The 13,326-nt window shown below is 64.9% G+C and carries 10 protein-coding genes; 5 read left to right on the top strand and 5 right to left on the bottom strand.

Annotated elements, in window-relative coordinates; genetic code table 11:
• Nucleotides 1-27: 27 nt before the first annotated feature.
• Nucleotides 28-879: a TOBE domain-containing protein gene (locus tag ACE3UG_RS04855; protein ID WP_374620380.1), complete on the bottom strand. Its 852-nt coding sequence runs from the start codon at nucleotides 877-879 to the stop codon at nucleotides 28-30.
• A 622-nt stretch (nucleotides 880-1,501) separates the two neighbouring features.
• Nucleotides 1,502-3,115, bottom strand: a complete 1,614-nt coding sequence (locus ACE3UG_RS04850; RefSeq protein WP_374620378.1) for an EAL domain-containing protein — start codon at nucleotides 3,113-3,115, stop codon at nucleotides 1,502-1,504.
• Between the two features lie 409 nt (nucleotides 3,116-3,524).
• On the opposite strand from ACE3UG_RS04850, the gene ACE3UG_RS04845 reads away from it, so the two are divergent.
• On the top strand, nucleotides 3,525-4,760 hold the full coding sequence (locus tag ACE3UG_RS04845; RefSeq protein ID WP_374620374.1) for an MFS transporter: 1,236 nt from the start codon (nucleotides 3,525-3,527) through the stop codon (nucleotides 4,758-4,760).
• A gap of 116 nt (nucleotides 4,761-4,876) precedes the next feature.
• Here ACE3UG_RS04845 and ACE3UG_RS04840 read toward each other — a convergent pair whose 3' ends face one another.
• Both ACE3UG_RS04840 and ACE3UG_RS04835 read right to left on the bottom strand, forming a co-directional pair.
• Nucleotides 4,877-5,290 carry a hypothetical protein gene (locus ACE3UG_RS04840; protein WP_374620372.1) on the bottom strand — a complete coding sequence of 138 codons (414 nt, stop codon included), beginning with the start codon at nucleotides 5,288-5,290 and terminating at the stop codon, nucleotides 4,877-4,879.
• Nucleotides 5,291-5,418: 128 nt separating this feature from the next.
• On the bottom strand, nucleotides 5,419-6,783 hold the full coding sequence (locus tag ACE3UG_RS04835) for a PLP-dependent aminotransferase family protein (protein WP_374620369.1): 1,365 nt from the start codon (nucleotides 6,781-6,783) through the stop codon (nucleotides 5,419-5,421).
• A gap of 130 nt (nucleotides 6,784-6,913) precedes the next feature.
• On the opposite strand from ACE3UG_RS04835, the gene ACE3UG_RS04830 reads away from it, so the two are divergent.
• Nucleotides 6,914-8,131 carry an MFS transporter gene (locus ACE3UG_RS04830; RefSeq protein WP_374620367.1) on the top strand — a complete coding sequence of 406 codons (1,218 nt, stop codon included), beginning with the start codon at nucleotides 6,914-6,916 and terminating at the stop codon, nucleotides 8,129-8,131.
• Here ACE3UG_RS04830 and ACE3UG_RS04825 read toward each other — a convergent pair.
• Complete coding sequence (locus ACE3UG_RS04825; RefSeq protein ID WP_374620364.1) at nucleotides 8,115-9,047, bottom strand: MurR/RpiR family transcriptional regulator; 933 nt, start codon at nucleotides 9,045-9,047, stop codon at nucleotides 8,115-8,117. The two genes, ACE3UG_RS04830 and ACE3UG_RS04825, sit on opposite strands and share 17 nt — an antisense overlap.
• Before the next feature lie 262 nt (nucleotides 9,048-9,309).
• On the opposite strand from ACE3UG_RS04825, the gene ACE3UG_RS04820 reads away from it, so the two are divergent.
• The 3 genes from ACE3UG_RS04820 (at nucleotide 9,310) to ACE3UG_RS04810 (ending at nucleotide 13,321) form a co-directional block, all read left to right on the top strand.
• Nucleotides 9,310-10,653 (top strand): aspartate aminotransferase family protein, encoded by a 1,344-nt coding sequence (locus ACE3UG_RS04820; protein WP_374620362.1) that lies wholly within the window; start codon nucleotides 9,310-9,312, stop codon nucleotides 10,651-10,653.
• Nucleotides 10,650-11,492 carry a 3-keto-5-aminohexanoate cleavage protein gene (locus ACE3UG_RS04815; RefSeq protein ID WP_374620359.1) on the top strand — a complete coding sequence of 281 codons (843 nt, stop codon included), beginning with the start codon at nucleotides 10,650-10,652 and terminating at the stop codon, nucleotides 11,490-11,492. Before ACE3UG_RS04820 ends, ACE3UG_RS04815 begins: the two co-directional genes overlap by 4 nt.
• Nucleotides 11,493-11,647: 155 nt before the next feature.
• Nucleotides 11,648-13,321, top strand: a complete 1,674-nt coding sequence (locus tag ACE3UG_RS04810; RefSeq protein WP_374620357.1) for a methyl-accepting chemotaxis protein — start codon at nucleotides 11,648-11,650, stop codon at nucleotides 13,319-13,321.
• Nucleotides 13,322-13,326 lie beyond the last annotated feature (5 nt).

Below are 13,326 nucleotides of genomic sequence, written 5' to 3'. Positions count from 1 at the left end.
TCCGTTCGATGGCCCGACGCGAGTGCGTCAGGCCAGCACCCCGAGAATTACGCTGGTGGCCGCGAAAGCGGCCGTCGCGCCAACGCCGACCGTCAGCCCGCGCGCCGTCAGCGTGTCGTGCGGCATGATGGCAGCGAGCCGGCTGCCGCCGGGCAGCGCCAGAATGACTTCCGCTTGTCCGGCCTCGTCGGCGATGGCGTCGACGGTGCCCGAAAGGCGGTTGGCGGTGGCCAAGCCGGCCAGATCTGCGCCGCGTGCAATGTCGATCCACGGTGCCTTGATGAGCGCGAACGCATCGCTGCCCATGGTCAGTCCCAGCGTCTGCGTGCTGCGATGCGTGAGCGACGCGGTGATCGCTTCACCGCCCGGCAACGCGAGTGTCACTTCGTCATTCACGCCACAGCGCCGAATGCCGGCGACGGTGCCGTGCAACTGGTTGCGCGCACTGGTCTGCAGACCGAGCCGCGCAATGATGGGCCACTGCTCGTCGAAGTGTTCCAGATCGTTGGCCACGCGTGCGAGGAACTGCTGCTGGGCCACTTCCACCGCCCGGAACGCTGCCACGAGCCTGGCGCCGCGTGCGGTGAGGCGGGTGCCGCCACCGCCGCGGCCGCCCGTGCTGCGCGCCACCAGTGGCTCGCCAGCGAGTTGATTCATCGCATCCACGGCATCCCACGCGGCCTTGTAACTCATGCCCGCTGCCTTCGCGGCCGCAGTGATCGACCCGTGTGCGGCAATGTGTTCGAGCAGCGCGATGCGCGCCTGACCGCCCAGCGACGCGTTGCCGCGATGTAGCCATAGCGACCCACTCACCTGCAGCGCGTCGTCCGTCTCTTTGCGTGGAAAATTGCCCGGCGTGGAAGAAAGTTCGGAAACCATAATTATTTTTTCGATCAAACTCAGCGTGTGGCCGCATTGTAGAGGGCGGGTGAGCTAACGCAAGCCTACGCCGAACGAAGAAGTGTTGCGGTACACCAACGAAGTGCGCTTCGGACGGTTCTTTGGGGGACGAATGGGGGACGTTTCTCCTCTACATTGATTTTCGCCGCACGCCCCCCCAGTGACGGTCAGTATCGCGTCAGGCTGAAATTCTGCGCTGGTGTGGCTCGACCGGGAACGCGACGTTTGCCGAAGTGCCGACTCACCTGACACAACAGAAACGGGGGTGAAATGATGCGCGTCAGGAATATCAAGGAAACGGTTGACGGGGCTCGACACTATCGTCTGGTTCGCATGCTGCCCAATGGCAAGCGACATCAGATGCAAATCTCTTTCTCCGCGGGTGAAATGCGCTTCAGACGTTTCGTTGCGCAGCGATTGTGGTTGCTGCGCGCCGAAATGCGAGACAGCACGCGCGCGGCCACTGCGCCCACGCCGCGCAGCAATATGCCGCAATTGGTCTTTTGATGTAATGGCGGCGCAAGCCGCGCCACTGCACCGAACGCCGGGCCGATATGCGTTACCGGCCGGGCGCTTTCGGCACCCCCCATGATCGACGCGCTCAGATTGCCTTGCGAGGTGTCAGAGGCGTGATCGGTGCGACTGTCGCAGACGTTGGTTTGACTTCGCTCAGCCCCGTGCCCGGGTGGGCGATCGCAAATTGCACCAGCTCGTCGAACGCGATCGGGCGAGCGAACAGATACCCCTGTGCATAGGTGACGTCGCGCTTGCGCAGGTAATTTGCCTGCGCCTCGCTCTCGACCCCCTCTGCCACAATCGTCATCCCCATGCGCTCGGCCAGATGGATGATGGAATCGCAGATATTGCGCGTGACCTCGTCTTCCTCGGTGACGGGCAGGAATTCCTTGTCGATTTTCAGATAGTTGAACTCGTAGCGCTTCAGGTAGCCGATGGAGTTGTTCTCCGCGCCGAAGTCGTCCAGCGACGTTTCGATGCCACGCCGTTGAAGTTCCGCCATGACATGACGCGCGGCCGCCGTGTCGCGGATGACATAGCGCTCGGTGATCTCGGCGATGAGTGGATACATATCGTTCAACGAACCGTAGTAACGCTCGATATCGTGCACGATGGTGGTGTCACGCAAGTGCCGTTCCGCGAGATTGATGGCCACGTGAAAGCCCTGCGGCAAGGCGCCTCGGGCGACGTCGTTGCGAATCTGTTTGAGCAACGCACGGGTGAGTTCGATAATCAGGCCGTTGCCTTCCGCGATGGGAATGAAGGCGTCCGGGCGCACGAGGCCGGCGACCGGGTGGTGCCAGCGCATCAATGCCTCGGCGCCGACGCAGCGGCCCGTCGCCAGCTCCATCACGGGCTGATAGTAGACCTTGAACTCATTGCGCCGGATGCCCAGGGCAATTTGCCTGCGCATGAACTGCGCCGGCCCAAGATGACGGAACGTCAGAATGCCCAGCAGAAGGGCGATCGTCACGCCGAACGACAGAAAGATCGGTGCCTGAGCGGCGATCAACGAACGCGTGAGCGCAGAACTCCCGGCAAGCGACGTCGAGAAATGTTCCGATTCGAGCGTCAACTGAGCCCCGCGGGTCGCGATGCCGACGGGTTCGAGCCTCGGCCCTTCGGAGGTCAGCGATACCCTTCCGATGGTCATCGCTGTCCAGGCGAGCTGGCTGTTCTTGACGCTGTGCAGCGACTCGGTGAGGTATACGCCGTCGATGAAGCCCAGTACCCCCCCCGTGGCCGACGTCGGTAAATACAGTGCCAACGCGGGAACGCCCTGCACGTAAGGGGTACGGGCGACAAACAGCGCGCGCGAGCCGGTGAGCAGTGGCACCAGTTCGGCCGGCAGGGGCATGTCGATCGCTTCGTCCGACCGAATCACCGACGAGCAGTACATCTTCCCGTGGGACACGAGCCAGATGGAACGGAAGTAGGGGCTGAGTGTGCCGGTGGCCTGAAGCGAGCTGTTGACCTCGCTGCATGTACGGCCGACCCAGGGCGCGGCGCCCTTGAGGGTTTCCTCGGCCGTGTTGACAATGCGTTCGAGCGATGCGCGCTGCCGTTGCGCTTCTTGTTCGAGAAACGCCTGCGACATCTGATGCACGCGCAGCCAGCCCAGGAGCAGGACGACAAGGAGCGTGGCCGTCACGACAAGCCCGGTCACCAGCCACTGCACGACTCTGGAGTGTTGAATCATGTTCTGCTGCCAACCATAGAAAGAGTGGGCCCTTGCGTATGTTTTGTGTTGCACGGCACAACTCGTCAGTCGACTCTACACGAATCCCCGACGGCGTCCAACGCCCGATAAACCCGCAGACGCTTTTGGCGTCGCGCGGCGAACGAGCGGCAGCGGTGGAATGCCCGAAGGGCCGTTTCGGGGCTGTCCACAAAGCCGGATCTGTCGACTTCCACGACGCAGACAACGGTGGACTGGAATGGCGGAATCGCGACAAAAGTTGGCGCAACTGCGATTTACGCATGCTCTACACTTCATTTATGAAATTTCTGGCGAAAAATAGGTTAAATCCCAACATTCATGCATATCTGCGTGAAAGTCGCCGGAAGGTTGTGAATTCCTGAAGCCTTTGGCGTAAATCCTCCCACCCATGTCGAGCCAACCAGCAACGTCTCTTCCCGGCGCTTCGTCGCCGGCCGCGCGGGGCGCAGCGTTCCGCGTGCTGTCCGCGATCAGCTTTTCCCATTTGCTCAACGACATGATTCAGTCGTTGATCCTGGCCATCTATCCGTTGCTCAAGGCGAGTTTTGCCTTGAGCTTCGCGCAGGTCGGTCTGATTACGCTGACCTATCAGGTCACTGCGTCGCTCTTGCAGCCGGTGGTCGGCCTATACACCGACAAGCACCCGAAGCCGTATTCGCTGCCGGTCGGCATGGGCTTCACGTTGGCGGGCCTGTTGCTGCTGGCCGTCGCGCCGAACTTCGGCATGCTGCTCGTGGCCGCGGCGCTCGTCGGCATGGGCTCGTCCGTGTTCCATCCTGAGTCGTCGCGCGTGGCGCGCATGGCGTCGGGCGGACGCCACGGCATGGCGCAATCGTTCTTCCAGGTCGGCGGCAACGTTGGCTCGTCGCTCGGCCCGTTACTCGCCGCGCTCATCATTGCCCCGCACGGCCGTGGCAGTGTGGCGTGGTTTTCGGTGGCGGCGCTCGTGGCGATCTTCGTGCTGTTCCACGTCAGTCGCTGGTACGCGGGGCAGCGCGCCGCCAGCCAGGGCAAGCCGGCCGCTCGCCGGGGCGGGACCGCTCATCTCTCGCGCGGCAAAGTGATGTTCGCCATCGGCATTTTGCTGGTGCTGATCTTCTCGAAATACTTCTATCTCGCAAGTATCAGCAGCTATTTCACGTTCTATCTCATCAGCAAGTTCCATGTCTCGGTGCAAAGTGCGCAGGTGCATCTCTTCGTGTTCCTGTTCGCCGTGGCGGCGGGCACGATGATCGGCGGTCCGCTGGGCGACAAGATTGGCCGCAAATATGTGATCTGGGGTTCGATCCTCGGTGCCGCGCCCTTCACGCTGATGCTGCCGTATGCGAATCTCTTCTGGACCGGCATTCTGACGGTTGTGATCGGGCTGATTCTCGCCTCGGCGTTCTCGGCGATTCTTGTCTATGCGCAAGAGCTGATTCCAGGCAAGGTCGGTACCGTGTCCGGGTTGTTCTTTGGCTTTGCGTTTGGGATGGGGGGCGTCGGCGCGGCAGTGTTGGGGCAACTGGCCGACTCGACGAGCATCGACTTCGTCTACCACATATGCGCTTATTTGCCGCTGCTCGGTATCGTGACGATCCTGTTGCCGGACGTCGAAGGACACAAGAAGCGGGCGGTGGCCTGAGCTTGCGCTTGCGCTCGCCACGATTCGCAGGCGCTTGCGTTTCGGCGGCACCATGAAAAAACGCCGGTCCGATAGTTCGGGACCGGCGTTTTTTCGTCACCGATACAACCGCGCGATCACGGTGTGGCGCGCTTTTGCAGTTCCCTGAGGCCGTTCTCGCCCTTCTTGCAGGCTGCCAGCTTGAGCGTGACTTCCTGCCCTTTCGCGCCGAGCACCACGATCAGGTCGCGACAGGTATGGGTGGCGTCCTTCTGGGTGTTGGTCGGCGTGAGCTGTGCCTTGATTGCCACGGGGTTGCGGCTGCCCTTGTTGGACCAGTCGACCGTCTCGTTGTCCTGCTTGTGGGACAGAACGTCGCCAGCGGCTTTGGCGAGCGAATCGTTGTCGGCCTTGCGCAAATAGGCGAGCGGTGAGTCGCTCATGAAGGCGAGATTGGAGGCGGCAAACGCCGGTGCGGCCGCGCTTGCGCCGACGACGAGCGCGGTGCCGAACACGATTGCGCGGACGCGCGACAGGTGGAGGTGCGACATTCGGAGTCCTTGAGATTGTCGACAGGAGACGGATCCTGCGCGATGCCGCGTCGGGTCTTACCTCGACGATTCGGCCGCAGGGAGCACGACGATCATAAAAGAAACCGGGAGCGGCGTCATCTGGCGCGTCATCGGCGCGCAAACGCTTTCACGACATCGGCGACCTGCTCGAGCGCGGCCTGAAGCACGGCGTCGCTCTGTGGCGTACCCAGGGCGATGCGAATAGCGGCGGGCGCCGTTTGCCCCGGGGCCGCGAACGCGTCGACGGGCGTCACCGCAATTCCTCGCTTTTGCAGGGCCGCGACGGCGTCGTCGCAGCGCATCGGCGCAGGCACCGGTAGCAACTGGTGAAACGCCCCGGCATACCCGGTCGCGCCAAGGCCCGCGAAGCAGGTCTGCGCGATGGCCTGACGTCTCGCCGCCAACGCGCGCTTGCGCGTCGTCCAGCGATCGATCGTGCCGTCGTCGAGCCAACGCGACGCCAATTGCGCCATCAACGGCGCAGCGCTCCAGACGCTCGCCCGCATTGCCGCATGCACGCGTGGCAGCAAGGCGGGCGGTGCGACCAAATAAGCGATGCGCAGGCCCGGCGCGCCCGGCTTGGACAGACTGCACACTTCGACGGTGCGCTCGGGCGCGAGCAGACGAAGCGGGGGCGGGGCGTCGGCGACGAGAAAGCCGTAGGCGCTGTCGTCAACCAGCAGCAGATCGTGACGCCGCGCCACCTCCACTAGCGCGCGCCGCTGTGCGAGTGGCATCACGCTGCCCAGCGGGTTATGCAGCGTGGGCATCGTGTAGACGACGCGCAAACGTCCTGCCAGCGCACGACACGCCGTATCGAGTGCGGATGGATCGAGCCCGTCGGGTGCCATCGGCATGGCAACGAGTGGAATGTCGCGCAACGCCGCGAGCGCTTTCCAGCCGGGATAGGTCAGGGCTTCGACGGCCACCGGCTCTCCCGCGCGACACAGCGCCAACTGCAGAACATCGAGCGCATGCTGGCCCCCGGCGCAGATGACGATCGCATCGGGCGAGACGAGGCTGCCGTCGCGCCGGGACAGCCATTGCGCGGCCGCTCGCCGATCGGACGGATGCCCGTCGTGCGGCGTGTGGGCGAGCAAGGCACTCAGATCGCCGGCGGCGGCCGTCTCTCGCAGGGCTTGACGCAGCGCGTCGGTCTGCTCGGGCAGGACTGGATAGTTGAACGCGAGATCGACGCCGCCGATCGCACCCGGCGCGGGCGCCCATTGCGCGAACGCCGCCGCCGCGCCCACCGCAGGCGAGCGCACGAAGGTGCCGCGCCCCACTTCGCCCACGGCGAGGCCGCGACGCGCGAGTTCGGCGTAGATCCGTGTGACGGTGGAGATCGCAAGTCCGTGCGTGTCGGCGTAATCGCGCTGCGGTGGCAGCCGGGCGCCCGACGCGAGATCGCCGCACGCAATGGCTTCGACGAGACGTTCGACGTGTTCGAGATAGCGGGCGGGGGCTGCCATGCGGGGAGCGACGACGGTAATTGATATCAGGACAATTCAATAATTGCACTGGATTGACGAGCTGGCAATACTTGACGTCATACCGCGTCCTCCTCGGTCATTCACAGTCGCTTCATTACGGGTTCACTGCATGTCTCATCCCTCGATCCCAATCGACACAGGCAATCGTCACTCGCCCCGGACAACGCCGCGCTGGGCGATTCCGCTGCTGGCGCTACAGCTATTCGTCGTCACGTTCGCCGTGAATCTGCAAGCGCCGCTGGTGCCGCACTATGCCGCAGCCAGTGGGCGCGGCGCGGGGGCGCAGGCGCTCGCCTTCGCGTGCTACGTCGGCGCACTCGTGCCGACATTGTTGCTCCTCGCGGGATTGTCCGATCGTGTGGGGCGCCGTGCGCCGTTGGCCATCGCGTTGCTGCTTGGTCTGGCGGGCACGGCGCTGACGCTGCGCTGGCCGACACTCGTTGCACTTGGCGGCGCAAGAGCGTGTTACGGCCTCGCGACGGGACTCGTGGCGGGTAGCGGCACCGCGTACATGACCGAGTTATATGGCGCACGCGAAGACGCGGCCACGCGCGGGGCCGCGCTTGTCGCGGCGGCCACGTCGCTGGGCTTTGGCGCTGGCGCGCTCTTCACCGGCGTGTGCCTCGTGGCCGCGCCGACGACGCTGCCGCCCGTAAGTCTATGGGCGTATCTACCGTTCGCTTTTGTGGCGGCCTGTGCGGTGGCGGCGCTGCCCGCGCCGGAGCGTCATCCGAGCGCATCGTGGTTGCGCTGGCCGGTGCTTGCGCCTGGCACCAGCCCGCTGGGCATGGCGATACTGCTTGCTTGGGCCGCGGTGGGTGTCGTCATCGGGGTGGTGCCGGCGGCGCTGGCCGCGCGTGGGCACGCGGCGTGGGCGGGATTTGCCACGTTTTTCGTGATCTCGACGGGGCTGTTGTTTCAACCGGCTGCGCGACGCATGGCGCCTGTGCAGGCGGTGCGCGCGGGACTCGTGCTCGTGCCGCTCGGCTTCGTCGTGCTGGCATTGGGGGTGAGTTACGCGAACTTGCCCGTATTGCTTGCCGGCGCGGCGATCGCCAGTTCGGCATGTTACGGCTTCACTTATCTGGGCGGGTTGGCGGCGGTCAACGCGGCGGTCGCGCCGGCCATGCGCGCGCGGGCGGTGGCGGGGTATTTTCTGTTCGCGTACTTCGGCTTTTCGGTGCCGGTGGTCACGATTGGCTGGCTTGCCGACCGCTTTGGCATGCCCGTCGCCTTGGCCCTGTTGGCTGCGGCGTTGATCGCGGGCAGCGCCGCGCTTGCATTGACGCTGCGCCGCGAGGTCGCTTCGCTCAGGCGTCCGGTTTGACGCGGGCGCCGCTTCCCTCGCTTGCCTCGCTTCCCCCCAGGCTGACATACGCGCCGGTGCCGTGCAACTGGTCTTCGGCCAGTGCCAACGCGCGTACCGCCCCGCGCCCCTTGCGCGCGAGCAGCATTTCCACCAGCGTTTCGACAACGGCAATGCCGGCGGTGATCGACGGGAAGAACGACGGACTCTCGTGCGAGAACAGCACCGTCACATCGGCGTCGAGGGCGAGCGGCGAGACGGTCGAGTCCGTGAGCGCGAGCACACGGGCACCCGCGGCCCGCGCCGCCCGCGCGACGATCAGCGCTTCGTTCGAATACGGCGCAAAGCTGATGACGACGACCACATCGCGTGCCGAGAGCGCTCGCAACTCCATCTCCAGCGTGCCGGCTTCGCCGCGAATCAGGTGCACCGTCGGCCGGAACAGCCGATAGACATACTGGAACGTGAACGCGATCGGAAAGCACGCCCGGAAGCCCGCGACATGAACGGTGCCCGCATTGGCGAGCAAATCGACGGCAGCGCCCAGCGACAGGTTCGCACCTGCTTCGGTCAGGTCGAGGTTGTTGTGTTGTACCCGGAACATCTCGGGGACCATGCGGGCGGCGTCGCCCTCGCGAATGACCTGACGTGCGCGGCTCGCATACGGCTGCGGGCCGAGCCGGATCGATTCCAGAAATAGCTCGCGCAGACCATGCCAGCCACCGAAGCCGAGATGCTGCGCTAGCCGCACGAAAGTGGCCGGTTGCACGCCCGCCTCGGCAGCAATCGCCCGCATGGAACTGATGGGCACGCGTTGCGGATGGTCGAGCAGGAAACGCGCCCCCGCCTGAAATTGCGGGCTGAACTGGGGATAACGCTCGCGCAGCAAGGTGTTGAGTTGTTCGAGCGTCTGCGGCAGCGCAAGGGCTTCTGTCATGGGGATGGCAACACGGCGACGTAATATTGTAACGATTGTTGCATGAAATGCCCCGGCCGCGCACGGGCTTTCCCAAAGGCCTTGGGTCTGCGCGTCGACATCAAATGGGACAAGGGCATTGCGCGAAATGTTGCGATGAAGAAATGAATGCAACACATGTTGCAAATTGGAGGCGACACGCTTACACTGGGCGGCATTGCTCGCGCGACGATCGCCGCAGGCCCATCGCGCGACGCGTCATCATTTCGTCAGAGGTTCCGGCATGACCCACGTGTTTCATCGCAACCCACGCCAGACATTGCCTATTGCGGTTGGCGGTCAGGGCATCGAGCTCATCGACAGCAGCGGCAAACGCTATCTCGACGCTTGCGGCGGCGCGGCCGTTTCATGTCTGGGGCACGGTCACCCGCGCGTGATCGAGGCGATGCAGCAACAGGCCGCGCAACTGGCATACGCGCATACGTCGTTCTTCACGACCGAAGTCGCGGAGGATCTGGCCGACACGTTGGCGGCGAGTGCGCCCGGCGATCTGAATCATGTGTATTTCGTGAGCGGGGGGTCCGAGGGGGTCGAGGCGGCGCTGAAGCTCGCGCGGCAATACTTCGTCGAGATCGGCCAGCCGCAGCGCGAGTACTTCATTGCGCGCCGCCAGAGCTACCACGGCAACACGCTTGGTGCGCTGGCCATCGGCGGCAACGCCTGGCGGCGCGAACCGTTCCTGCCGTTGCTCGTACCGGCGCATCACGTCTCGCCGTGCTTCGCTTATCGCGAGCGTCTCGAGGGCGAGACCGATGCCGCCTACGTCCAGCGTCTGGCCGACGAACTCGAAGCGAAGATCCTCGAACTCGGCAGCGACAAGGTGATCGCGTTTGTGGCGGAAACCGTGGTCGGCGCGACGGCCGGCGCGGTGCCGCCGGTGGGCGACTACTTTGAGCGGGTGCGCGCCGTGTGCGACAAGTACGGCGTGCTGTTGCTGCTCGACGAGGTGATGTCGGGCATGGGCCGCACGGGCTATCTGTACGCCTGTGAGGAAGAGGGGGTGGTGCCCGACATTCTGGTCGTCGCCAAGGGGCTGGGCGCAGGCTATCAGCCGATCGGGGCGATGCTGTGCACCGACCGGATTTTCGATGCGGTGGTGGGCGGCTCGGGCTTCTTCCAGCATGGTCACACGTATGTCGGGCACGCCATGGCCTGCGCGGCGGCGCTGGCCGTGCAGCGCACGATAGCCGAAGAACGTCTGCTGGAAAACGTGAAGGCGCGTGGCGAACAATTGCGCGCGCGTTTGCGCGAGGTCTTCGCCGATCACCCCAACGTGGGCGACGTGCGCGGCCGAGGGCTTTTCGTTGGCGTCGAACTGGTGGCCGACCGTGCGACCAAGCAGACGCTCCCGACGGCCGACAGGACGCACGCGCGTCTGAAAGCGGCGGCCATGGCGCGTGGCCTGCTGATCTATCCGATGGGCGGAACGGTCGACGGCGTACATGGCGATCATGCGCTGATCGCGCCACCGTTCATCTGCCAGCCGTCGGACATCGATCGCATTGTCGAGCGGCTCGCGTTGGCCGTGGCCGACGTCACTGGCGTCAGGGCCGGACGCACAGCATGACGCGCACCTTCGCCCTGGCCGTCGCGCCCAACGGTGCACGACGCACGCACGCCGATCATCGCGCGTTGCCCATGACGCCGTCGGAACTCGGCGCGTGTGCCAAGGCGTGCCTGGACGCTGGCGCGGCGATGATCCACCTGCACGTTCGCAAAGCGGACGGCACGCACAGTCTTGAAGTACCGGATTACGCCGCCGGAATTGATGCGGTGCAGCGAGCCGTGGGCCGCGAACTCGTACTGCAAGTCACGACCGAAGCGGTTGGCATCTATACGCCGGCGCAGCAGATCGCGACGGTGCGGGCTTTGCATCCCGAGGCGATCTCGGTGGCGTTGCGCGAGGTGTTGCCTGCCGCTGCGCACGCCCCGGCTGCCGAAGCGTTCTTCGCCTGGCTCTGGCAGGCGAACATCGTTACGCAGTACATCCTCTACGACGCGCAGGACGTGGCGCACTACTGGCGGTTGCGCGCGAGCGGCGCGATCCGCCCGGGCCGTCACTGGGTATTGTTCGTGCTGGGCCGCTATAGCAAGGGGCAATTGTCGTCGCCGTCGGATCTGCTGCCGTTCCTCTGGGCCTGGCAGGCCGGGGCGCAAGCGGTGGGCGACGCGCAGAGCGCCACGCCGTGGGCGATGTGCGCCTTCGGCCCGCGCGAGGCCGAGTGCGCATTGGCGGCCGTGCTGCATGGCGGCCACGCCCGGATCGGCTTCGAAAACAATCTTCACCTGCCCGATGGCAGCGTTTCTCCAGACAACGCGGCGTCACTCGGCGCGCTTACGGCGGCGGCCGCCCCGCTCGCGCTCGCACCCATGACGGCCGACGCCTTGCGCGAACTCACCCGCTGAGTGGGCGTCCGGGGCGATGATCGCGCCGATCGGACCACTTCAAATCAGAAATAAACCCAAATACACGGCCTGACCGGCGTTGCCCGGCCGGGCCGCTGTAATAGAATCGGCGTAACCTCAAACAAGCTCGCGTCGCCCATCCCCAGGCGCCGGGCGTGAACCACGAACGGGAGCGTCGCGTGAAACACTGGTCGATCCGACATCGCATTCTGGCCAGTTTTGGCCTGATCCTCGCCTTGATGGCCCTCATGGCCGGTATCGCCTACACGCGGCTCAATGCCATCGCGCAGGAGGCCTACAGCGTGGAAGCCGATTCCACACCGGGCCTTTACTACAGTACGATGCTGCGCGGCGCGTGGTTCGAGAGCTATCAGTTGCTCCAGCAGGTCGTGGCGGTCGACGACAACGACAAGGCCCGCGCCGTCGATCTCGATGCGCTTCGTACGGCCGATACCAAGATCGACGAGTGGATCAAGAGCTACGGTACGACCGTGAACCGTTCCCACGACCGTATTCAGTACGAGGAAGTGCGCGACGTGCGCCAGCAATACGGGCGCGTCAGCAATCAGGTACTCAAGCTGGTTGCCGACGGGCAGATGCCCGCTGCGCGCGCGATGCTCACGGACCAGCTTTACCCCGAATGGGGGCGCGGGCGGGCGGCGACGCAACGTTTGGTCGACGCGAACAAGGCCTATGCCGAAGAGGCCTCGCACAACATCGGGCAGGCCGTGATGGCCGCCAAGGCGACGCTGCTCATTACGCTGGCCGTGGCGCTCGCGAGCGCCGTGCTGTGCGGCTGGCTGCTGTTCCGGGCGATCAGTGTGCCGCTCGCGAGCATCATGCAAATTCTGGAGATCATGCGTTCGGGCGATCTCACCAAGCGGCTCGATCTGGCGCGCCGAGACGAATTCGGAGCACTGGAATCGGGCTTCAATCGAATGACGGACGAACTCACGGGCCTGGTCGGACAGGCGCAGAAGTCTGCGCTGCAGGTGACGACGTCGGTGACCGAGATTGCCGCGACGTCGCGCCAGCAGCAGGCGACGGCCTCGGAGACGGCGGCGACCACTACGGAAATCGGCGCGACCTCGCGCGAAATTTTCGCCACGTCGCGCGATCTGGCGCGCACCATGACGGAAGTCGCAGGCGTGGCCGAACACGCGGCAACGCTTGCGGGCACTGGGCACGTCGGCCTCACGCGCATGGAAGACGCCATGCGGCACGTGGTGGACGCGGCGGGCTCGGTCAATGGCAAGCTGGGCATCCTCAATGAGAAGGCGGGCAATATCAATCAGGTCGTCACCACCATCACGAAGGTGGCCGACCAGACGAACCTGCTCTCGCTCAATGCGGCCATCGAAGCCGAGAAGGCGGGTGAGTACGGGCGAGGCTTTGCCGTGGTGGCGACCGAGATCCGGCGTCTGGCGGATCAGACGGCCGTGGCGACCTACGACATTGAACAGATGATCAAGGAGATTCAGTCGGCGGTGTCGGCTGGCGTGATGGGCATGGACAAGTTCGCCGAGGAAGTACGGCGCGGCATGGACGAGATGCGTCAGGTCGGCGACCAGCTCGCGCAAATCATCGCGCAGGTGCAGACCCTGTCGCCGCGCTTCCAGGTCGTCAACGAGGGCATGCAGGCGCAGGCCACGGGGGCCGAGCAGATCAATCAGGCGCTGGTGCAACTCTCGGAAGCGGCGCAGCAGACGGCAGAGTCGCTGCAACAATCGAGTCAGGCCATTGAGGAGCTCAACCACGTTGCCAACGGACTCAAGAGCGGCGTATCGCGCTTCAAGGTTCCGGCGCTCCCGCCCTTGGGGCTGGTGTGAAGTAA

It is taken from the genome of Pandoraea sp., from assembly GCF_041919235.1.
In the GTDB taxonomy this organism is placed as follows: Bacteria; Pseudomonadota; Gammaproteobacteria; order Burkholderiales; family Burkholderiaceae; genus Pandoraea.
The sequence above is the reverse complement of the archived record's forward strand: the minus strand, read 5'-3'. Positions and strand labels throughout refer to the sequence as shown.

What these genes read in the sequence shown, in the direction of transcription:
- ACE3UG_RS04855 (WP_374620380.1), bottom strand. Translation starts at nt 879, where the DNA reads ATGGTTTCCGAACTTTCTTCCACGCCGGGCAATTTTCCACGCAAAGAG.
- ACE3UG_RS04850 (WP_374620378.1), bottom strand. Translation starts at nt 3,115, where the DNA reads ATGATTCAACACTCCAGAGTCGTGCAGTGGCTGGTGACCGGGCTTGTC.
- ACE3UG_RS04845 (WP_374620374.1), top strand. Translation starts at nt 3,525, where the DNA reads ATGTCGAGCCAACCAGCAACGTCTCTTCCCGGCGCTTCGTCGCCGGCC.
- ACE3UG_RS04840 (WP_374620372.1), bottom strand. Translation starts at nt 5,290, where the DNA reads ATGTCGCACCTCCACCTGTCGCGCGTCCGCGCAATCGTGTTCGGCACC.
- ACE3UG_RS04835 (WP_374620369.1), bottom strand. Translation starts at nt 6,783, where the DNA reads ATGGCAGCCCCCGCCCGCTATCTCGAACACGTCGAACGTCTCGTCGAA.
- ACE3UG_RS04830 (WP_374620367.1), top strand. Translation starts at nt 6,914, where the DNA reads ATGTCTCATCCCTCGATCCCAATCGACACAGGCAATCGTCACTCGCCC.
- ACE3UG_RS04825 (WP_374620364.1), bottom strand. Translation starts at nt 9,047, where the DNA reads ATGACAGAAGCCCTTGCGCTGCCGCAGACGCTCGAACAACTCAACACC.
- ACE3UG_RS04820 (WP_374620362.1), top strand. Translation starts at nt 9,310, where the DNA reads ATGACCCACGTGTTTCATCGCAACCCACGCCAGACATTGCCTATTGCG.
- ACE3UG_RS04815 (WP_374620359.1), top strand. Translation starts at nt 10,650, where the DNA reads ATGACGCGCACCTTCGCCCTGGCCGTCGCGCCCAACGGTGCACGACGC.